Origin of the sequence: Pseudomonas sp. SWRI154, assembly GCF_014268645.1 — a bacterium.
Taxonomy (GTDB): Bacteria; Pseudomonadota; Gammaproteobacteria; order Pseudomonadales; family Pseudomonadaceae; genus Aquipseudomonas; species Aquipseudomonas marvdashtae.
The window spans coordinates 73,478-95,523 of record NZ_JABWQW010000007.1 but is presented as its reverse complement, the minus strand read 5'-3'; the positions used below and the strand labels follow the sequence as shown (position 1 = coordinate 95,523).

Genomic DNA, 22,046 nt, shown 5'->3' with positions numbered 1-22,046 from the left:
ATGAAAAAATTTTTCAGCCTGATGGCGACGTTGCTGGTGCTGGCCCTGGCGCTGTGGATCGGTCGTACGCTCTGGGTGCATTACATGGATACGCCCTGGACCCGCGATGGTCGGGTGCGGGCCGACATCATCAACGTGGCGGCCGATGTCAGCGGCGAGGTGCTCGACGTTCCAGTGCGTGACAATCAGCAGGTGAAGAAGGGCGACCTGCTAATGCGCATCGACCCCGAGCATTACCGCATCGCGGTCAAGCAGGCCCGTTCTCTGGTGGCGTCGCGCAAGGCCACCTGGGAAATGCGCAAGGTCAATGCCCACAGGCGTGCCGACCTGGACAGCCTGGTGATCTCCCGTGAAAACCGTGACGACGCCAGCAACCTCGCCGACTCGGCCCTGGCCGACTACCAGCACGCCCAGGCGCAACTGGAGGCCGCCGAACTGAACCTTGCCCGCACGCAAGTTCGCGCGGCGGTGGACGGCTACGTCACCAACCTCAACGTGCACCGGGGCGACTACGCGCGAATCGGCGAGGCGAAGATGGCGGTGGTGGATATGAATTCGTTCTGGGTCTATGGCTTTTTCGAAGAAACCAAGTTGCCCAAGGTGCGGGTTGGCGATCCTGCGCAGTTGCAAATGATGAGCGGCGAGATGCTCAAGGGGCATGTGGAGAGTATTTCCCGGGGGATCTACGACCGTGACAATCCCCAGAGCCGCGAATTGGTCGCCGACGTAAACCCCACGTTCAACTGGGTGCGCCTGGCCCAGCGGGTACCGGTGCGCATTCGCCTGGACGAGGTGCCGGATGGCGTGCTGCTGGCGGCGGGGATGACGTGTACGGTGGTGGTAGAACCCCACGAAAGCGCTGAGATCACTGGCTACTGATGGGGTGATGGTGAGATTTTATACACACCACAGGAGTTGACGTTCGGCCCCGTGGCGAGGGAGCTTGCTCCCGCTGGGTGGCGAAGCCGCCCCAAAAACAGACACCGTAAGCCGAGTCAGCCTGCGACTGCTGCGCAGTCGAGCGGGAGCAAGCTCCCTCGCCACAACAGCAAAAAACCCAATTCGTGATGATTACAGCGATTTCCCCAACCCAAACCGTTTCATCAATCCCTTCTCCAGCAGCGCCTTGGGTAACAAACCCGCCATCAACGGCAACGCCCGGCTGCCATTGCCCAGGCGCAACAAGCGCGGCGGTTTGGGTTGTTGCACGGCTTTGAGCAGCCCTGCGGCGAATTCGCTGGCTGGGGTCGGGTTGTCCTGGGAGGCCTTGGCGCGGGCGCGAATACCGTCACGCAGCGGCCACCAGGGCGACTGTTCGCTGATCAGCTGTTCGGCTTCGTGACCGGCATTCTTGGCGAAGCTGGAGGCGATGGCGCCGGGCTGGACTTCCATCACGCGAATGCCGAACGGCGCCAGTTCCATGCGCAGCGCATCGCTCAAGGCATGCACCGCTGCCTTTGATGCGCAATACGCGCCGGCGAACGGCGTGACCAGCACCCCGGAAACGCTGCCAATATTCACCACTAATCCCTTGGCGCGGCGCAGCACGGGAAACAGCGCGCGGGTCACGCCGACAAGGGCGAACACGTTGGTTTCGAACTGGCGCTGCATGGCTGGCACACCGCCATCCAGCAGCGGTCCCATGGCGCCATAACCGGCGTTGTTGATCAGGACATCAAGGCCGCCATGTTGCTGGTTGATCCTTTCACTCAACTGTTCCAAGGCCACGCCGTCATTAACGTCCAGTTGCACGGCAGTGAACCCGGCGGCGCTGAGTAGCGCCACATCCTCAGCCCTGCGCGCACTGGCCCAGACCTGGTAACCGGCGGCCTTGAAGGCATCGGCGAGGGCACGGCCGATGCCGCTGGAACATCCGGTGATCAACGCAACGGGCATGGCGCTTTCCTTGTGTAACGGCGGATTTGAAATCAATTGGAGAAACTTCCCTGCAACCGCTCGGCGCGAAACTCCAGGGTTTGCGGGCGATAGCCGGGACGCAACGGGGGCAACGGCAGGCAGTCTTGCCAGTCGGCGCCAGGTTGCAATTCGCCGGGGCCGCGGTAGCGGGGTGAACTGTAGACGTTCTCGGCCAGGTTGATGGTGTCGCCAGGCGCGTAGGCCGCTATTCGCCAGTGCAGCTCGGTCAACGGCACGTCGTTGCCATTTTTCAGGCTCAACGACAGCGGACGATCAGCAGGGCAGCGTTCAGGCGCATAGGCAATGCGTACATCCAGGCGCTCCAGTTGCCGGGTTTCGCGGTTTTCCTGCCAAAGCACCCACGCCGCAACCAGTCCCAGCCCGATGAACGCCGCCAGGGACACCGGCAAGGCCTTGGCCGGGTAGCGCAACAGCAGGATGAGCCAAGTGATGACCAGTAAAACGCCGATGAGCATGGTTGAAGCCTCCGTGACCGTCGGCACATCCTACCGAAGGGGGCGGGCGGTGGGTATTTATCCGTCGTTGACCGTGCGTCGCCACTGTCACATCTGACAGTAGGCAGCCTCGCTGGACTGTCGGCTAGATGGCGTGCACACCATGTCGCTACGATGGGACGTCTTGGAAATGGGCTTGGATCATAAAACACCAACACTGATTGCTGTCGACCCGCGCGGTTTGCCGGTGCGTTCGGTCGGCTATTGCCGCAACGTCGAGCATGGCCCCGCGCAGCGGCGCATCGACCGCAGCCTCTTTGACGTGGGCGGGCGCGTGATTAAACAGTGGGATCCGCGTTTGTGGGCCCTGCTTGAAGCCGGCGAACCGGCACCGGCCAATCTCTCTGCGATCTATTCGCTCTCCGGTGCCACGCTGCATACGGACAGCGTTGACGCGGGCATGCAGGTCGGTCTGTCGGGCCTCGCCGGTGAAGGTTTACTCGGTTGGGATGGCCGAGGGACGCAGCAGGCGACCCTCTATGATGACTCCCTGCATCCCGTGGCCGTGTTCGAGCAAGGCACCAGCCAGCCACGTCGCTGCACCGAGCGCATGACCTACGGATACCCCGGCCAGGGCGATCAAGACCACAATCAGCATGGCCAATTGATTCGTCACGACGACCCGGCGGGGACGCTGGTGCTGGCGTCGTTTGCCCTGACCGGGCAAAACCTTGTCCAGGATCGTCGTTTCATTCTCGATGCCGCGCCAGCTGACTGGCCGGAGTCGGAAGCCGATCGCGAGCTCTTGCTTGAACCTGGCGACGGCGCCGTTTCGACGTGGCGCGTCGGGCCGCTGGGGGATGTGCTGGAGCAGGTCGACGCCAGGGCAAATCGACAACGGCAAAGCCTGACGCTCGATGGTCGGTTGTCTGGCAGTCAATTGCAATTGGAGGGGATGGGGGCCTGGCAGTCGCTGGTGAGCGATATTCGCTACGACGCCCGGGGGCAGATCGAACAGGAAACTGCCGGCAACGGCGTCCAGACCACGCTCACCTACAGCTCGGAAGACGGTCGGTTGATAGAACGCCAAGCCGTGCGCGCGGGCGATGTTCTGCAACATTTGCTTTACGCCTATGACCCCATGGGCAACGTATTGAGCATCGAAGACAAAAAGCAGCCGGTCCGCTATTTCGCCAACCAGCGCATCGAGCCGGTCAGCCGCTTTGCCTACGACAGTCTCTACCAACTGATCGAAGCCACCGGGTGGGAGGCGGGCGCCGTCAACCAGGGACCCGAATCCGTGGGGCGCAACGACCCGGCGGCGGTGAGCAATTACCGGCAGGCCTACCGCTACGACGAGGCCGGTAATTTATTGGAGCTGACGCACGTCGGTGCCCAAAGCCATGGCCGGGAAATCAAAGCGGCCCAGTACAGCAATCGCTGCCTGCCATACCGCAATGGCGTGCCGCCCACGGAAGAGGAAATCGCCGCCGCGTTCGATGCGCGGGGCAATTGCCTGGAACTGGATGCGGGCCGGTTCCTGGCGTGGGATTTGCGCAACCAGTTGAGTTCGGTCACGCCCGTCGAACGCGCCTCGGGGCTTAACGACAGTGAAGCGTATGTCTACGATGGCGGCGGACAGCGCGTTCGCAAGCTCCGCACCCTGCAAACCGGCGCTCGCACGCTGGCCGCCGAGGTGCGTTATTTGCCGGGGCTGGAACTGCGCGCAGACAGCGGCACCGGCGAGGCGCTACAAGTGATCGTCGGCCAGGGCGGTCTCGGCAGCGTCCAAGTGCTGCATTGGGAAAGCGCACCGCCGACCGGGGAAAACGATCTGTATCGATACAGCATTGCCGATCACCTGGGCTCGGTCGGCCTGGAGCTTGCCCAGGACGGGCGGGTTATCAGCCGGGAGCACTTTTATCCGTTTGGTGAAACGGCTTATCTGGCTGGGGATGATGCAATCGAGGTGGATTACAAGACGGTCCGTTATTCAGGTAAGGAGCGGGATGCGACGGGGCTTTACTACTACGGTTTTCGTTATTACGTCCCGTGGTTGCAGCGTTGGGTGAATCCGGATCCGGCGGGGGCGGTGGAGGGTTTGAATCTATACGCGATGGTGGGAGACAATCCGCTTACTTTTGTGGATACGGATGGGCGCGGAAAAGAGGATGTGGTGAGCGGACCGGAGACAAAAAAAGATGAGAAAGCGCCGTTCATCAGTCCTGCTGCGCCGTTTCGGCGACTTGAATTCGTATCTGAACCTAAGCTAACGGCAAAGGGCATTTTCGACCGTTATTCGGCTAAGTACAGTGATAAGGACAGGCAACTACCTTTCACCATGATGGAAGAAATTACAGCGGGTAAATTGAATTTCATAACAGCCAAGGCAGCGCCCAACGTCATGGCAAAAACAGAGGATAAGCGTTTCAAGTTGCGGCACTACACTCAGTCCGGCGGCGAGCCGCCATTCAGTGAAATCACCTCGAATTTTGCCTTGGTTCAACGGGGCGTGAAGAAGCTGGGGGACAAGAGCGGTAACACAAATGAAAAAGACTGGACCCAGGCAGGCAATATGGGCTTCACCTTTTTTCTCTTGGTCATTAATGATGAGGTAAATGATCGCGCGTTTCTCGCTTCGGCGACTCACTATGCTGAGTACGATCTTGAAGACGAGCAGGCGTTGCAAGAGGCTCTTGGCGTGGACTTCAAAAATGTGGAGTTTTTCGCCTCTCCAGATGTTCTGGCCCCGGAGCACTCGAAACTCGAGACGGTACCTATGGTGAGAGGTCATTTGAAAGACTTGAAGGCAATGCTGTTGGCAAAATCAGCAGTTCCTGCTGTACAAGTCGGAAGAATGGAGCCTCGCGCCCTGCTCGATAAGATCGATACAGCCTTCGGAGGCAGTCTTGAAATCAAGATTCCTGGCTCGATAAAAGTCAAAACGTGGCTTAAAAAAGCCGTGACATCAGGCCCTAGGCGGCTCGCCGCCTGAACCCAAAAAAAGCCCCCGCCCAACCCGCTGCGGATAGGGGACGCAGTGGGCTGGATGGGGGCTTCTTGTATGGCTGATCGTTACTGCGCGATGGTCTTCACCGACACGCCACGTTCGATCGGAGTGGAGCGACCGTAGATGTCTTCGAAACGCTCGATGTCATCTTCGCCCAGGTAGCTGCCGGACTGCACTTCGATGATTTCCAATGGGATCTTGCCCGGGTTGCGCAGGCGGTGCACCGACGCGATCGGGATGTAGGTCGACTGGTTTTCGCAGAGCAGGAACACGTTCTCGTCGCAGGTCACTTCGGCGGTGCCGCTGACCACGATCCAGTGTTCGGCGCGGTGGTGGTGCATTTGCAGCGATAGGCACGCGCCCGGCTTGACCGAGATGTGCTTGACCTGGAAACGCCCGCCCATGTCCACCGAGTCATAGGAGCCCCACGGACGATAGACCTCGCAGTGGTTCTGGGTTTCGCTGCGGCCCTGGGCGTTGAGGGTGTTGACCAGTTGCTTGACGCCTTGGACCTTGTCCTTGTGGGCGATCATCATGGCGTCCTTGGTTTCGACCACGACGATGTTGTCCAGGCCGATCACCGATACCAGTTTGCCGTTGCCATGGATCATGCAATTGCGGCTGTCCTGGATCACGACGTCGCCTTTGGTGACGTTGCCGTTGGTGTCTTTTGCGTTGACTTCCCACAGCGACGCCCAGCAACCGACGTCGCTCCAGCCAGCCGACAGCGGCACCACGCAGGCGCGCTGGGTTTTTTCCATGACGGCGTAGTCGATGGAGTTGTCCGGGCAGCAGGCGAAGGTGGCTTCGTCGAAGGTGATAGTGTCGGCGGTCTGCTCGCTGCGCTCCAGGGTCAGCAGGCAGGTGTCGTAGATGTCCGGATCGTGCTTTTTCAGCTCTTCGAGGAAACGGCTGGCACGGAACAGGAACATGCCGCTGTTCCAGAAGTAGCCGCCGGCTTCGACGAACTCGGTGGCGCGCTTGACGTCGGGTTTTTCGACGAAGTGCGAGACGCGGCTGACGCCTTCAGGCAGCAGGGCATCGTTGGTCGACTTGATATAGCCATAGCCGGTTTCCGGCTTGGTCGCCGGTACGCCGAACAGGACCATTTCGCCACGCTCGGCGGCCACGGTGGCCAGGGCCAAAGCGCGTTGCAGGGCTTTCTGGTCTTCCACCACGTGGTCGGCCGGCAGCACCAACATCAGCTCGTCGCGGCCTTCGTTGACCAGCATCATCGCAGTCAGGGCCACGGCCGGCGCGGTGTTGCGCCCGAACGGTTCCATCAGGATGCGCTGGGCTTCCAGGTTGCGAGCGGACAGTTGCTCGTTGACGATGAAGCGGTGGTCTTTGTTGCAGACCACGATTGGCGTGTCCATGCCTTCGAACACCAGGCGCTCGAGGGTCTGTTGGAACAGGGTGTGCTCGCCGGTCAGGGCCAGGAACTGTTTAGGGAATTGCTTGCGCGAAAGCGGCCAAAGACGTGAGCCGCTACCACCTGACAAGATCACCGGAATCATGTGTGTTACTCCTACAAAATCGAAATGGTTTTAGAGCTACTGCGTTCTGTCGTTTCACTCTCTTGTTGTTGTTCCAGGAGGGCAGCTGCAAGTTTCAAGCTTCAAGCTACAAGTCAAAGCTTGCCGCTTGAAGCTTAAAGCTCGCCGCTGCTCTTATCGGGTGGAAGCCGGACGCTTGACCCATACTGGCGACAGGCTGCTGCCCGAGCCGGTCACGTAGAGCACGGCTGCTTCGCCGCGTTCCAGGGCAACTGGCTTGAGGTCGCCGACTTTCTTGTCGCCTTCGAACAGGGCCAGGCTTACTTTCACCGGGTTGATTTCACGTTCGCCACGGCCCTTGGCCGCTACGTTCGGAACCACTTCGGTCTTGCCGTCAGCGGTCTTGAGGGTCAACGCCTTGTCGGTGAGGTTCTGCACGCGTACCAGGGATTTCTGCTTGTTCTTGAACGGTGGTTCTTCGATCAGTTGTGGCTGGCCGGTGGCGTTGTTGACCAGGGTGTAATAGTGATCGGAAGCCAGTTTAACCGGAACGGTCTGGCTGCCCACCTTGGCGCTGTAGTCGCCGCCAGGCATGAAGCTGAAGTCGCTGCTGGCCAACGGGGCCACGTCGCTGATGTTGGTGCTGCCGACGGTGGCGCTGACTTCGGCGTTGCTGGCGTTGTAGACGCGCACGAAGCTCGAGCCTTTTGGCGCGACCGGGCCGTACAGGGCTGAGTCACCGGCGAAGGCGGCGAACGAAAGGGCACTCATGCTGGCGACCAGGGCAACGGCCTTGAAGGAGCGAGCAGCGAGACGGCGAGGAGTAGTGTTGAAAGTCATGGTGGACCTCTCTTTCAGTTTTGCGCCCGGTCGGGCGTCTCGGATTGTGTGTTAGCAGCTACGTTCTGTTGGCGGGCACCGGCTTGCTTGAGCTCGGCGACCCACTGCGGATCGGCGTCGCCGATCTCGTTGTTCACTGGCAAATAACGTTCTGGAAACTCCCAGATCAGCACTTGTGGCGGGCTGTTCTTGAAGGCGTCGCTCTTGAGGTAGCTGAGCATCGGCAGAATCGGGCCATGGCCGTCTTCGGCGTAATTGACGACGTCGCTGTGCAGGGCCTGCTTGAGTGCACCGACGAAGTTCCAGGTTGGGTTGGCGCTGTAGCTGGTACCGATCAGGGCCACGGGCACCTGGGCATCGGCAAACAACGCGTCATCGCTGGCCGGCTGGTCGTCGGCTTCGCGGGTGTTGCGTTTGACCAGCGGCTCCTGGGCTGGCATCAGGTTTTCAAACAGCGGATCCAGCGGCAGGAACTGACGCAGGTCGCCCTTGTGGATGATCTTTTCCGCAGGCGTGGTGACGAAACGCTGTGGTTCGCCGTTGAGAGGAGTACGTTCGGCAATCGCCTTGGCCAGATGTTCCGCAGCGATTTGCGCGCCCTCCGGCGTCCAGTGGGTGTCGGTGCGCAGGAACACTTGCTGGCCGCTTTGCTTGGCCTGTTGCATCGGGCCGAGCAGGTCCGGGGCGAGGATCTTGTCTGCCGCCACGCGAGCGTGGAAATCCTGGTACAGGTTGGCGTGAATGCTCGAAGGCTTCACTTCATCCAAGTGTTCCGGGTACAGCCGCGCCTTGGCCGGGACGATCGCCATGACCAGGGTGATCCCCTGTTCCTTGAGTTTCTGGCGCACGCCTTCGACCAGCGCGTAGTTGTCCTGCAGGTTCTGTTCTTCGTTGACGATCGGGTTGAACTCTTCGTCGCTGTATAGCCACTGGTCGCGGCCCAGGACCACGCCTTTGCGGCCTTCGTTGAACAGCTTGTAGTCCAGTGCCGCCCAGATGTTGGTGCCCAGGCGCTTGATCGGAAACTCTTCGTCGTAATGCGTTTCCACGGCCTTGGCCCAGCGACCGTTGAGCACGGTTGCATCCGGGTTGGTGCTGAAGCCGAAGAAGCTGCGCATCGACCAAATACCCAGGGCTGTCAGGATCAGCATAAACAGCGCGACGTAGAAGATGCGTAATGAGCGGGTCATGTCCGGATCCCTCAGAACTGGAAGTAAAGGAACGGCGAGAAGCTTTGCGCCGACAGTTTGAGAATCGAGGCGATGAACAGCACCAACACCAGGGTGCGCATCACGTAGCGAGACCAGTCCACAGTCCAGTAGGCCGGTTGCACCTGGGCTTCGACGCCGACGGTGTAGCCCGGTTCATGGATGGTCGACGGGTTGTCGCCCGGTACGGCTTTGATCAGCCCCGGTTGCGCGGTAGCAGGACCGTTGGCTTCGGTGCTCTGTTCAGGCTTGGCCTTGACCGGCGGACGATTGGTGTAGAAGTCGCGCAGGCCGAAGAAGGCGAGGGTGATGTAGGCCACCGCCAACGTAGCGATTTGCAGGCCGGTGAGGTTGGCACGGGTCAGCTCCGACAGCGACCAGTCGCCGAAGCTGAACATGGCGCTGTACATGCGACCGGCCACGTGCAGGTTCTCTGCACGGAAGATCACCCAGCCCATCACTACCAGCAGGAACGTCAGCGCCCAGCGGATCGGGTTGATGCTGCGTGGGTTGGTGTCGATACCCACCGCTTTCTCGATGGCCAGCCACATACCGTGCCAGGCGCCCCAGATCACGTAGGTGATGTTCGCGCCGTGCCACAGACCACCCAGGAGCATGGTCAGGAACAGGTTGCGATAGGTCATCAGCGTGCCTTTGCGGTTACCGCCAAGGGTGATGTAGAGGTAATCGCGCAGCCAGGTCGACAGGCTGATGTGCCAGCGACGCCAGAACTCGGTGATTGACTGGCTGATGTACGGCTGCTTGAAGTTTTCCATGAAGCGGAAACCCATCATCAAGCCCAGGCCGATGGCCATGTCGCTGTAGCCGGAGAAGTCGAAGTACAGCTGCGCGGTGTACGCCAGGGCGCCGAGCCAGGCATCGCCGGTGGTCGGGTTTTGCAGGGCGAAGCAATGGTCGGCCACCACCGCCAGGGTGTCGGCGATGAACACTTTCTTGATGAAGCCCTGCATGAAGCGCGTGCAGCCTTCGGAGAACTTGTCCAGCGTGTGGGTGCGGTTGTTGAACTGGTCGGCCAGGTCACGGAAACGCAGCACGGGACCGGCAATCAAGTGCGGGAAGATCGCCACGAATGCCGCGAAGTCGATCAGGTTACGGGTCGCCGGGGTGTCGCCGCGGTAGACGTCGATGATGTAGCTGATGGACTCGAAGATGTAGAACGAGATCCCGATCGGCAACAGTACGTGGGTCAGGATGAACGGGTTCAGACCAAAACTGGTGATGATCGCATTGAGGCTGTCCACGCCGAAGTTGGCGTATTTGAAGTAGCCGAGGATCGCCAAGTCCACGCCCACGCCGAGCAGCAGCCAGCGCTGGGCCGGTTTGGTGCGCACACCGGCGGCGCCGACTTTCAGGCCGATCCAGTAGTTCCACAGGGTCACGCCTGCGAACAGGGCCAGGAAGTCCACCCGCCACCAGGCATAGAACACGTAGCTGGCGATCAGCAGCAGCAGGTTGCGATAGCGTTGCCCGCTCAAGTAATACAGGCCGAGAAAGATCGGCAAGAATAGGAACAGGAACACATTGGATGAAAATACCATCCCGATCTCTCCATGTTGAATCAACAGTCAAGGGCCAGAGCCCCCCCAAACCCCCCCATGAAAACCGGGGGGCATTGCATTTGAAACAGACCACTTCCCTGCCAGGCAGAGAGAACGGCGTCAGCTTCCTTTTTCGCCTTTCTCATGCGAAGGGTCGTACACCCGAGTCAAGTCACCGCCGAGGCGGAAGGTCTTGAACGGCTGCATTTCATGCTTGCGTTCCAGCACGTCTTCGGAGCAGGTGTAGAGGCTGCAGAACGGTTCGAGCCAGGCAAATTTCGAATCGATCTTCAGGTCTTTCATGTCCTGCTCTTCGCCGTTTTTCTCTTCGAAGATATCCGGGTCCTTGACGCCGGCCAGCACGCGGTCACCCAATCGCTTGAGGGCGCCGTTGTTTTCCTGGCGCAGGTCCACGCCGTTGACCTGGGCAAAACTGGCGATCATCGCCAGCGGCGGCAGGGCATAGTTGTGGTAGGACAGGGCCCGTTGCTTGCGCTTGAGCTCATTGGGCAAGAAGCCTTCGGCATCGACCTGGTTGACGCCTACCTTGTATTCCTTGACGGCCCAGTCGAACAGGTCGCGACGGTTGGTCGCCACGGATGTGGCCATTACCGACCAAGCGGCCCAGTACGAGTGGTTGTTGGTTTTTTCCAACGGCAGGTTGTCCCAGTCGCTGACGACTTGATCAGCCATCTTGCTGAACCAGCCTTCGATCAATTGCGCTTGCTCTTGACGGTTGGCCAGCGGGCGCGACTCGGAGAACTTCAGGCGCACGTAGGCCGAAGCCATGCTACCCAAGGCCCATTTGCGCATGGACTTGCCGGTGTGGTTGAAGTCCTTGGACATCAACGCATCGGCCTGGGCCCAGGCGGTCAGCCAATTCAGCGTGCATTCCAGCTGCTCGGGACGTCCGTCGCGCATGAACTGCATGACCTGCTTGCTAATGCCACGTTCGATTTTGGTGATGTCGGCGGTGCTGTCGCGGAAGGCTTTTTCCGATTGCACGTTCAGTGTCGAGCGAGCCTTGTCGGAGCCCTCGTACTTGCTGCGAAACTGCAGCGAGCCGGTATACGGCGTCGGCACGGCATCGCAACTTTGGCCGCCATTACCTTCCTTGACCTTTTCGATCGGTGCGAAGTAGCCCTGCGGCGGACGCAGCGGGGCCGCGGCCTGCGTGGCCCCGGCGAACATCGCCAAGGCCAGCAGCGACGGCGCCAGCAGCGTTTTCAACGTTCGGGTGCGCATGGTTCTAGTCATGAGACGAGACCTCATTGTCCGATTTGAGCCGTTTGTTGCTCGGCTTGCGAAGATGCGTTGCGTTTGCAGACTTTCGCTTCGATTTGCAGTGGCTCTTTACCGGCTTCTGGGCCCTGGACTTCAACGGCTAGCAGGTTCTGCGAAGCCCAGTCCTCGTCGGTGCGCAATTGGAAGGCGAAACGTCCGTCGGTTTCGGAGGTGTTCGGTTTTTCGATCTTGATGTCCTCGTGGCGCCCATTCATGTACCAGAGGGTGGCTTGCAAGGTTTTCACCGAGGTGTCGGCGAAGCGGATATCGATCTGGTGACTGCCGTTACGCAGGTCCATATTCTTGCTGTTGACCATCAATTCGTTTTTGCCCGGCTTGAGCTTGGCCTTGCTGCTCATCAGCGCCGGCTTGCCTTCGCAACCGTTGTTGTCCAGTAGCGCCATCATCTGGCGGTAGATGGTTTCCTGGTCCAGGCGATACAGCGGCGAGAATTCCCAGATGAGAATCTTCGGCGGGCTCTTCTGGAACTCTTCGCTGCCCAGGTACTGGATCATCGCGCCCTCGAAACCGCCGCCGGGGAAGGCCACGTTGAGGATGTCGGCGCCGATGGCTTCTTGCAGGAAGCCGGCGAAGTTGTAGTTCTTGCCGCTGTGGCTGGTGCCCACGAGGGTGATCTGTGGATCGCCGGAATCGCCGAACAGGTCGCCGTCGCCGGCCTCGCCCTTGGGCTCGGTGGTGAACTGGTCCATGTACTGGATCGCGTAGCTGGTGCCGCACAGCTGCCCGGCCATGTTGTGCAGGGTGCCGGTCTTGCCCATGCGGCCGGACTTCTTGGTCTCGAATTCCTGCTTGGGAATGTCAGCGAAGGCCGGGATCTGCTTGACCTTCTCGGCGACGATTTTCGCTGTGCGCTGTGCGCCGTATGGGGTCCAGTGCTGGTCGCCGCGGAAGTAGAAGTCGTGGGCCGGCAGGGTTTCGGGCAGGTTTTCGTTGGTCAGTGGCGACAGATCCGGCACCACGTAACCCATCTGCGCGAAACGACCGAGCATGGTTTTGTAATTGGCCAGGGCCTTTTCGTAGTCGAAGGAAGCCTTTTCCTGCGGGTTGAGCTTGTTGCGGTTCACCAGGCCACGGGTCGGCTGGTAGACGATCACCAGCTCGACGCCTTTTTTCTTGAAGGCATCGTGCAGCTGCTGCATGCGCTTGTAGCCGGCCGGCGTGGTGTTGAATTCAGTACGCAGGTCTTCCTGGGTACGGAACAGCCAGTCACCCTGGGCCTGTACCAGCGTGGTGAAGTTCTGCTGGTAGCGCGTGGTGTAGTTCTTCGCGTCATGGGCGGCAGGGCAGAGGTTGCAGCATGGTTCAGCGGTAAAGGTCGGTGCCTTGATTTCATCGGCACGCGCGCCACTTGTGGCGGCGAGAATGCCGGCAGTCAGGGCGGACAGGCCCAGGAGTTTGATCATCTGTGGGTTCATAAAGGTCATTCCTCAGTCCCGCATTTCGGTCTGGCGTTCGACAGGGTCGATCAGCACGGCTTTTTGCTGGCGCACCAGCAGGTCGAGAATTTCGTCCTGGCGTTCGCCAAGGATCCCCGTGAAGCTGATGCCGCTGGATTTGGTCGGCGCGAGCATGGACACGCGGTACAGCTCGACACTCAATGGCGAGTCGATGGACAACGGGCCGCTGCCATTGCCGGCCAATTCACCACCGACCACGATCAGCGACACCTCGGTATCGAACGGATCGAGCTTGATGTCCCGGTCGGTGTCCGACAGGTCCTTGATGTGGCCATAAAGACCGGTCAGGCCGTTGGCCATGGACAGGTTTTCGTACAGGCGGATGTTCACGCTGTTACGAATCCGGATGCCGTGGCGCCGGTTGCTGATTACCTTGTTGCCCCACAACAGGTTGTCACCACTCTCATAGAGCGTGATGCCGTCGGTGTGGTTCTTGTAGATCTCGTTGTAGGCGATCACGTTGTTCACGCTGTTCCGGTCGATCACCAGGCCCGAGAGTTTGTTGTCGTAGCTGCGGTTGTTGAAAATGAAGCTGTCGTTGACCTCACGGGAAATAATGATCCCGTGCTTCTTCTTCGTCCCGTAGACGGTGTTGTCGGCAATGATCAGCCGATGGGAACGGTCGTGGGGGTCGATGCCGTAGACGATGTTGTCTTTGTAGGTGTTGCTCTTGACCACAAAGTCATTGGTCTCGTAGCAGTAGAAGCCGTACCACATGTCCGAGAACTCGGAGCCGATGATCCAACCGGTCGGTTCCTTGCGCTTGAGGACCTTGGCCATGTTCGGCGTGTACTGGGAAATACTCACCCCATACGACTTACTGTTGGCGTAGCCGAAGCTGGCCATCTTGGTGTTGACGATGTAGGTCTCGGTGCCGCCCCAGGACAGCAGGAACGGACGAAATTCATTGGGCGAACGGAACGTGGCGGGGCCGTTGTCCTTTTCACGCCAGCCGGTGACCTTGGTGTCGCGGATGAACATCTTGCCATCGTTGACCAGGAACGCGCCGCCCTCTTGGGACAGGCGCAGTTCCTGGGTCTGTTTGTCGATCTCCAGGATGCCTTTTTCGCCGACCACGATCGGAATCCGCGCCAGGAAAACCCCTGGCGACGTTTCCTTGAGGTATTGCTTGGGCACCTTCTTGACTAGGTCCTTGAGGTTCATGTAGCCGTCGTCGATGAAGATGGCCTGCGGGATGCCGTGCTGGCGCACCACCCACTCGGCCATCTTGTTGTCGCCGCCGATGAAGTCCTTCAAGGCGTTTTCCTGCATCATCCGCCGCACGCTGACCTTGCCGGGCTTGCTGCGCACGATCTTGGCCGCGACCGCTTCGGCGGTGTAGCCGGAGAGGTCGGGCAGGGTCGGGGCGGCCAGCTCCAGCGGTGCGGTTGGCGCGCTGCTGACGGTGTAGGTCTTGGCCTTTTGCAGTTCCTTGGCCACGTTGCCCGGCTTGACCGCCGGTTCAACGTTGGCGAACGCCGACGAGCCGGCCAGCAGCATCGCTGCGGCCAACAGGCTGATCGAACGTTTCATCGCCTGGCTGTTCCTGAGGTAGCGGTTCATATCGGGCACTCCCATGGCCGTTCGCATCAGAAGCGCCAGATCACGTCGACAAAGGCGCGATGCATGTACGAATCGACCTCTTTGCCGTAGGCGTCGCCTGGCTTGAATACGCCGCCACGAAAGCGCACCAGCGCCGACGGCTCATCAATGGATTGACTCAGCGCGGCCGGTAGCAGGCCTTGCTTGAAGTATTTGGTGACGACCAGATCGACTTCCTGGCCCAAGTCCTTGTTGCCATCACGCAGCGGCAGGGACGAGGTGGACAGGATGGCGCCGGTCACGTCATCGGTGTTGTTTTCCACGGCATTGGTGCCGTTACTACCCACCGGCTTGTTGCCGTCCACGCGCCAGAACTTGTGGTACACAAGGCTGGCGTCGTATTCGTCGCGCAGCTGCCAGGACCCGAACAGGCTGGCGCTCTGAGTGTTGGCCATTTCGCCCCGGAAGGCTTCGCCGAAACGGTGGACCCGCGAGCGAGTACCGGTGAAGTTCGAGCGGTTGCTTTGCAGGCCGTTCTGTTCGTAGTCCTCGCTGGCGCGGGCATAGGCCGCACCGACTTGCCATTGCGGGTCGAGGCGCAGGCGGATACCCAGGTCGGTGGCCCAGCCGTCGACGTCGTCACTGCGCTTGAGTTGCGCGGGACGGGTGCCGTCGGCATCGAGCGGATTGACCGTGTCGCGGTCGCCGGTCATGCCGGTAAGGCTTGCCCAGTAATTGACGGTGTTGGTGTTGCGCCAGTTGTAGGCGTCGCTGTTGGCTTCCAGGCCGAGCCAGGTCAAGTCGCCGTTCTGAGTCTTGTCCAGGGTGTCGGTGGCTTCGCCCGGGGTCGGGTAATCGAGGCTGCCGCTGTCATGGGAATGGTGGGCACGGATACCTGCCCACTGGCCAGGCATCCACTGATAGCCGACGTCACCGTAGACGTGCATGCGATCCTTGTCCTGTGGCGACAGCTCCTTGAGGTCGGTGCGGTATTCGCTGAAGCGTTCGGCGATGCCGAGGTTGGCCCGTAGCAACGTCGTGTCGAAGGTCCAGTTCAGGGCTTCGATGTTGGTGTCGCGCCATTGACCGTCGTCGTTGCGCAGGCGCTGGCGACCGAACTTCAACTGTTCGCCCGGATAAGGGGTCAGGCCCCGGTAGCCAATCCAGAATTCGCGCATGGCCAGGTAGCTTTTCTTGGCCTCGCGGTCGCCGCTGTCGGTTTGCTGGGTCGCGTCGTCCGACTGCTGCAGGGTGTCGGTCTCGATGATGTCGGTCGACGTCACGGCCTGGGCCATGGCGTAGGCGCTCCAGGCGCCGCTTTCCCCGTAGACCCATGGACGCAGGTCCAGGCCGACGCCGTTGACGTCACCACCGCGTTGGGTGCCGAGGTCACGGTCATCTTCGGACTGGCCGGTGATCTTCACTTCCAGGCCGAAATTCTTGCTATCGGTCAGTGCCGCCAGGGTCGGGCAGGACCACAGCAGGGCAAACGACAGGCCAATACCAGCCTGAACAAAAGGATTGAGCTTCAAAAGCTTCATAGAGGTTCCTCGCCGTCATCTTCTTTTAGGGCTTGCAGTTCCAGCGTATCGGGGCTCATGGCGCCGCGAATGGCCTGCTCTTGTTGTAGCAGGCGTTGCGCTTGTGCAAGTTGTTCCGGCGGTAATTGTGCTTCGAGGGTCTGGGCAAGTTCGGTGGCTTGCGGGGTGTTTTGTACCTTGGCCAACTGGCTGAACACGTAGGCGTTGACCGGGTTGGGCTTGGTGCCCTTGCCTTGGGAAAACAGCTGGGCAATGGCGTAGTCAGCGCTGTTCTGGCCGTTGCGGGCGGCCTTGAGCAGGTGGTCCAGGGCTTTTTGCGAGTACACCTGGCCCAGGTAGCCACGGCGATAGATCTGGCCGAGGTAGTAGTCGGCGGACACTTCACGGCCAACGGCTTTCTGGAAATGTGCCTCGGCGACTTTGGCGTCAGCCGGCACCCACTTGCCTTCGTAGTACAGCTTGCCCAGCAGCACTTCGGCACGCGGCTGGTCGGCGGCCCGGCCGTTTTCCAGGTACTGCATCATCTTGTCGACATCACCCAACTCGGGAAAGTCGTAAAGCAGTTGCGCCAGGCTGACCCAGGCAGCGGGGTAGCCGGGGGCGATGCCTTCGAGCAGCGACTGGGCGGTTTTCTCGTCGGTCTTGCCCAGGCTCGAATCGGCCAGGACACGAGCGACGCTGTCCACACGCTGGGCAGACACTACGCCTTGGGCGTGACCGGCCTGCATCTGCTTGAGCAGTTCAGCCTGCTGTTCGGGCTGAGCGCGTTTCTGATAGACCGTGGCCAGTTCGACGTAGCAGATGTCGGTGGTGGCCAAGGCTGCCTTGCAGACCTTTTCCACTTCGTCCAGATGCTGGTCGTAAGTGCCCTGGGTGCGATAGAGCAGGATTTGCGCCAGGCCAGCTTCCGGATAACCGGCGCTGCGCCATTGGCTGATCTGCTGCTGGGCGTTGACGTTCGGGAAGCTGTGGGGATATTGCAGGTACAGCATCGCCAGCGGGATCAGCGTGTTGCCTTCACCGTTGGCGAAGGCCTTTTTCAGCAAACCTTCGGCTTCATGCTTTTCCGCTTCGGTGGAACCGGGCTTGGCCACCAGCAAGCGACCCAGGCGAGCCTGGGCCCGTGGCGAGATGTCGGCGGCGGCGCGGTAGGTCGCCTCGGCCTTTCTCATCTGCTCGGGGTCGCGGCTGTCCACCTGGATATCGGCCAGGCCCACCTGGGCTTCGCTGTAGCCCAGGTCTGCCAATTGCTGATAGTTCTGCTGCGCCAACGCCGTGTCGCCGCGCTTGAGGGCTTCGTTGGCCAGGCGTTGGTCGGGCAGGCCGGCACAACCGGCCAGGCTCACGGCCAATGCCAAGGCACACAGGGTTCCCACTTGGGAACGCGCTTGCGGCATCTCATCCTGACCGCGTTGATCCTTTCGCGAGCATGCTCGCTCCCACAGGCTCTGTGGGGTGTTAAGGATTTTTATAATGGTCACGGGCATATCCTCGACTTAAAGACCAACGGCCATGGCTTTGTCGATCAGCCAGTTCAGGTTCGGGCCACGGTCGCTGACAACTTCCACCGGACGGCCGGCCAGGGAGCTGTCCAGGGCTTCGTCAGGCTGGATCAGCACACGGATGTCGGAAGACAGGTCAGCGCTTTTCAGGCTGCTGCTGCTGACGATCTTGCCGGTGCGGGTGGTGTCTTCGCCGGCCACCTGGAAGCTGACCGGGGTGCCTGGGCGCACGTCGCCGAACTGGCGATAGGAGAAGCGCGCTTCGACGTTGGCTTCGGCGCCACGTGGAACCAGTTGGAAAATCACGTCGCCCTTGCTGGCGTACTGGCCGTTGGAAACCAGCTGCTGGGCCACGATGCAGTCGCATGGCGAGGTCAGGGTGCCGGTCATTTGCTTGCCGAACAGTTCTTCAACCTTGGCCGGCTGCAATTGGTTGTCGTCCAAGTGGCCCTTGAGCACGTCGAGCATGCTGGTGCTGAAGGTCGCGAGCGGGGCGCCCTTGGCCGCCAGGCCGTCGGCCTTGACCAGGCTTTGCACGGTGCCGTCGCGCGGCATGGTAATGGCCATGCCCGGTACATTGACGATGCCGGCCTGGGCGTGGCTGACGAAGTACATGCCATATACCGACTTGAAGATGAAACCGAACGCCGCCAGGCCGACGATGAAAATCCCCAGGCTGAAGGTCACGGCGCGCAGGCGACCGAAGGCGCTCATGCCGCCGTTGTCATCTTTCTGCTTGCGGGCCTTGGTGAAGTTGTCGCGCTGCAGCGTCGCCAACACGTCGCCGACGCCGACGATGTCGCCGGCCAGGTGCGAGGTGATGATGTGGCGCAGCGTCGAGATGTCCCGCGGCTCCAGGTTCTGGAACTGGCAACCGGTACGGCCGGTCTGGCGGTCGTAGGAGCGGATCTGCAGTTCCACGTCCATGGCCAGGCCAAGGTTGTCGATCACGAACTGCAAGCGAGCCTTGTAGGTCTCGCCAACCTTGAGCGGCAACTGACCGGCGTTGAAGCACAGCCCACCGGCGGACAGGTCCAGGACCTTGACTTCCATGGGCGTACGGTCAGGGCCGAAGAAGCGCAACTTGGCCGGGATTTTGACCCGGGCGTGTTGGCGTTGGGCTTCGGATTCATGCACTACGTTGACATTCACGGCGGTGTTCATAGGGGCGATTTCCTAGTTAATTCATTCAAGTCCGGTCAGACCATCGTCAGCAGCACGGCGACAAAGATGCTGCCGGCGGAGAAGGTCATGGTCCGAGACGACCAAGTGTTGAACCAACGTTGAAAGCTGGCGAGATCACGGGTCAGGTGGGTGGGCTGGCGAGTCCAGGATTGTTGATCGAGGCGGAAGAACACGTAGATCTTCACCAGCGCGCCGACGATCTGGTTGTAATAGAGAATCGCCGGGTAGGCCGGGCCGATCCGGTGTCCGGAGCACGACAGCAACAAGGTCAATAGCAACCGTGTGATGCCGATCCACAGCAGGTACACCAGGATGAACGCGGTGCCGTACTTGAAGCTGGCGATGATCGCCACGGTCAAGCCCAGCAGCGAGGTCCACATCGATACGCGCTGGTCGAACAGCACCACCGAAGTGAACAAGCCCAGACGCCGCATACCCAGGCCGAGGGCCCGGGAGTTCTGCCGCAGGTTGTTGCCGTACCAGCGGAACATCAACTTGCGGCTCGCCTTGATGAAGCTTTTTTCCGGCGGGTGCTCGACGGTGTTGATCGCCGCATCCGGCACGTAGAACGTGTCGTAGCCCAGGCGCATCAAGCTGAACCAGCTAGATTTGTCGTCGCCGGTGAGGAACTTGAAGCGGCCCAGGCGCCAGTGTTGCAGCGAGTCGCTTTCCACGTCGGCAATGAAGTCCGGATTGGTCACCACAGTGGCGCGGAACACCGACATACGCCCGGTCATGGTCAGCACGCGCTTGGACAGGGCCATGGAGCACATGTTGATATGACGCTGGGCGAAACGCAGCTTATGCCACTCGCTCATGATGTAGCCGCCGCGCACTTCGCAGAATTCGTTGGTGGTCAGGCCGCCGACGTTGCCGAACAGCTGGAACCACGGCACGGTCTTGCGTACCACGCCTTCGGCCAGGACGGTGTCGCCATCGATCACGGCAACCACGGCGCGGTCATCCGGCAGGTGGCGGGAGATGGCGCGGAAGCCGTAGGCCAGGCCGTCACGCTTGCCGGTGCCAGGGATGCGCACGAAGTCCAGCTTGACCCGCTCCGGCGGATTCATGCGGGCCCAGAGGCTCTTGACCAGCAATTCGTCGGATTTTTCGACGATGGAGCAGACCACGGTGGTGGGCAGCTCGCACTCGATGGCTTCGCGGATTACCGAGCCATAGACCTGGGCGGTGGTCAGCGCGTCGATGCGGAAACTGGTGACCATCAGGTACACGTGGGACGGATCCGCCGCCTTGCCCAACTTGCGTACCTTGCGGCGCAGGTGTGGGTAGACGATGTACAGGAAGATCATGCCGCGCACGAAATGCGTCGCTCCCATGGAGTAACGCCAAATGCCCACGGCGCCGATCAGGAAAATGAAATCCTTCGAATCGGCGTCGAACGTGGACGTGGGCAACGCCGTGGCGATGCCCATCAATAAACTCAAGTAAAACAGCCAACCGGCGGCCTGAAGCAGGCCGTTCTTTAGCCTGTGCATAATCGGTATCCTAAAGTCAGTTGCAAGCTGCAAGGGGCAAGCTCCAAGCTGCAAGCTCAAGCAAACGGGCTTTGAGCTTGAGGCTTGCAGCTTGAAGCTTGCGGCTGCTTTACCAGCAAATACCTTCGGTCCGGCCACTCGGGGAGGTGGCCTTGGACATGAAACCAACCAGGTCGATGACCTGCTTGCCTTCCGGTACGTTCTCGGTCAGCGCGCGGAACTTCTCGTCGCGGTTACCGAGGATGATGATGTCGGAGCTGTCGATCACCGCGTCGAAGTCGGAATTGAGCAAGGACGAGACGTGAGGAATCTTCGACTCGATGTAATCCTTGTTCGCACCGTGGACGCGTGCGTATTCGACGTTGCTGTCGTAGATCTTCAGGTCGAAACCCTTGCCGATCAGCATTTCCGCCAGTTCTACCAGTGGGCTTTCACGCAGGTCGTCAGTGCCGGCCTTGAAGCTCAGGCCCAGCAGGGCGACTTTGCGCTTGTCGTGGCTGGAGACGATGTCGAAGGCGTTCTGCACCTGGGATTCGTTGCTGCGCATCAGCGAGTTGAGCAGCGGCGCTTCTACGTCCAGCGAGCTTGCGCGGTAGGTCAGGGCACGCACGTCTTTTGGCAGGCACGAGCCGCCGAAGGCGAAGCCTGGGCGCATGTAGTACTGGGACAGGTTCAGGGCCTTGTCCTGGCAGACCACGTCCATCACGACACGTCCATCGACGCCGACGGCCTTGGCGATGTTGCCGATCTCGTTGGCGAAGGTCACCTTGGTGGCGTGCCAGACGTTGCAGGTGTACTTGATCATCTCGGCAACGGCGATGTCCTTGCGGATGATCGGTGCGTCGAGTTCTTCGTACAGCGATTGCAGGACGTCGCCGGAGGCGGTGTCGAATTCGCCGATGACGGTCATTGGCGGCTGGTCGTAGTCCTTGATCGCGGTGCTTTCACGCAGGAACTCAGGGTTGACCGCGACGCCGAAGTCGACGCCGGCTTTCTTGCCGGAGCAGTCTTCGAGGATGGGGATGACCACATTAGCCACGGTGCCTGGCAGCACGGTGCTGCGAACCACGATGGTATGACGGGTGGTCTTGTCACGCAGGACAAAACCAATCTCGCGGCACACTGCTTCGATGTAGTTGAGTTCCAGGTCGCCGTTCTTTTTGCTTGGCGTACCGACACAAATCATCGACAGGTCAGTATCGCGAATTGCTTCGGCGAAGTTGGTGGTACCGCGCAGGCGACCTGTTTGAATGCCTTGCGCCAACAGCTCGCCAAGACCCGGTTCAACGATCGGAGATTTACCGGCGTTGATCATGTCGATTTTGTCTTTGGCGACATCTACGCCAACTACATCATGGCCCCGTGCAGACAGGCAACCGGCACATACTGCACCGACGTAACCCAAACCAAATATGCTAATGCGCATCGCATTTACCTCTGTTTTCACGCCAATAAATGGCCGGAGTTAATAGTGTTCAGCGGTCATCGAGCACTCGGAAGTGTGGAATGCAGGCGCCACAATGCCGTGTGCAG

Annotated in this window: 16 protein-coding genes; 2 read left to right on the top strand and 14 right to left on the bottom strand. The window is 60.4% G+C overall.

Annotated features, from left to right (window positions below; genetic code table 11):
• The gene (locus HU806_RS08535; protein ID WP_186610973.1) at positions 1-879 is read left to right on the top strand and encodes an efflux RND transporter periplasmic adaptor subunit; all 879 of its coding nucleotides are present in this window, start codon (positions 1-3) and stop codon (positions 877-879) included.
• Positions 880-1,071: 192 nt separating this feature from the next.
• Here HU806_RS08535 and HU806_RS08530 read toward each other — a convergent pair whose 3' ends face one another.
• Positions 1,072-1,896: an SDR family oxidoreductase gene (locus HU806_RS08530; protein ID WP_186610972.1), complete on the bottom strand. Its 825-nt coding sequence runs from the start codon at positions 1,894-1,896 to the stop codon at positions 1,072-1,074.
• A gap of 32 nt (positions 1,897-1,928) precedes the next feature.
• Positions 1,929-2,393: a multidrug transporter gene (locus HU806_RS08525; RefSeq protein WP_186610971.1), complete on the bottom strand. Its 465-nt coding sequence runs from the start codon at positions 2,391-2,393 to the stop codon at positions 1,929-1,931.
• A 169-nt stretch (positions 2,394-2,562) separates the two neighbouring features.
• On the opposite strand from HU806_RS08525, the gene HU806_RS08520 reads away from it, so the two are divergent.
• A complete protein-coding gene (locus HU806_RS08520; protein ID WP_186611072.1) occupies positions 2,563-5,367 on the top strand; it encodes an RHS repeat domain-containing protein in 2,805 nt (934 codons plus the stop codon).
• Between the two features lie 80 nt (positions 5,368-5,447).
• On the opposite strand, the gene HU806_RS08515 is transcribed toward HU806_RS08520, so the two are convergent.
• From HU806_RS08515 to HU806_RS08460, 12 genes are all read right to left on the bottom strand, one after another.
• Positions 5,448-6,899, bottom strand: coding sequence for a mannose-1-phosphate guanylyltransferase/mannose-6-phosphate isomerase (locus tag HU806_RS08515; protein WP_186610970.1), 1,452 nt, complete (start codon positions 6,897-6,899; stop codon positions 5,448-5,450).
• A gap of 153 nt (positions 6,900-7,052) precedes the next feature.
• Positions 7,053-7,718, bottom strand: a complete 666-nt coding sequence (locus tag HU806_RS08510) for an alginate O-acetyltransferase AlgF (RefSeq protein ID WP_186610969.1) — start codon at positions 7,716-7,718, stop codon at positions 7,053-7,055.
• A gap of 14 nt (positions 7,719-7,732) precedes the next feature.
• Positions 7,733-8,908 carry an alginate O-acetyltransferase gene (locus tag HU806_RS08505; protein ID WP_186610968.1) on the bottom strand — a complete coding sequence of 392 codons (1,176 nt, stop codon included), beginning with the start codon at positions 8,906-8,908 and terminating at the stop codon, positions 7,733-7,735.
• An 11-nt stretch (positions 8,909-8,919) separates the two neighbouring features.
• Entirely contained in the window at positions 8,920-10,485 is a 1,566-nt protein-coding gene (locus tag HU806_RS08500) for an MBOAT family O-acyltransferase (protein WP_186610967.1), read from the bottom strand.
• Positions 10,486-10,605: 120 nt separating this feature from the next.
• Positions 10,606-11,742: a mannuronate-specific alginate lyase gene (locus tag HU806_RS08495; RefSeq protein WP_186610966.1), complete on the bottom strand. Its 1,137-nt coding sequence runs from the start codon at positions 11,740-11,742 to the stop codon at positions 10,606-10,608.
• Positions 11,743-11,753: 11 nt separating this feature from the next.
• Positions 11,754-13,205 (bottom strand): alginate O-acetyltransferase, encoded by a 1,452-nt coding sequence (locus tag HU806_RS08490; protein ID WP_186611071.1) that lies wholly within the window; start codon positions 13,203-13,205, stop codon positions 11,754-11,756.
• Positions 13,206-13,217: 12 nt separating this feature from the next.
• Positions 13,218-14,810, bottom strand: a complete 1,593-nt coding sequence (algG, locus tag HU806_RS08485; RefSeq protein ID WP_186610965.1) for a mannuronan 5-epimerase AlgG — start codon at positions 14,808-14,810, stop codon at positions 13,218-13,220.
• A 26-nt stretch (positions 14,811-14,836) separates the two neighbouring features.
• Positions 14,837-16,321 carry an alginate export family protein gene (locus HU806_RS08480; protein ID WP_186611070.1) on the bottom strand — a complete coding sequence of 495 codons (1,485 nt, stop codon included), beginning with the start codon at positions 16,319-16,321 and terminating at the stop codon, positions 14,837-14,839.
• A 5-nt stretch (positions 16,322-16,326) separates the two neighbouring features.
• Positions 16,327-17,811, bottom strand: a complete 1,485-nt coding sequence (algK, locus tag HU806_RS08475) for an alginate biosynthesis TPR repeat lipoprotein AlgK (RefSeq protein WP_186610964.1) — start codon at positions 17,809-17,811, stop codon at positions 16,327-16,329.
• A gap of 15 nt (positions 17,812-17,826) precedes the next feature.
• Positions 17,827-18,996 carry an alginate biosynthesis protein Alg44 gene (locus HU806_RS08470; RefSeq protein ID WP_186610963.1) on the bottom strand — a complete coding sequence of 390 codons (1,170 nt, stop codon included), beginning with the start codon at positions 18,994-18,996 and terminating at the stop codon, positions 17,827-17,829.
• Between the two features lie 35 nt (positions 18,997-19,031).
• On the bottom strand, positions 19,032-20,513 hold the full coding sequence (alg8, locus tag HU806_RS08465) for a mannuronan synthase (protein WP_189672404.1): 1,482 nt from the start codon (positions 20,511-20,513) through the stop codon (positions 19,032-19,034).
• Between the two features lie 109 nt (positions 20,514-20,622).
• A complete protein-coding gene (locus tag HU806_RS08460; protein ID WP_186610962.1) occupies positions 20,623-21,939 on the bottom strand; it encodes a nucleotide sugar dehydrogenase in 1,317 nt (438 codons plus the stop codon).
• Positions 21,940-22,046: the final 107 nt, after the last annotated feature.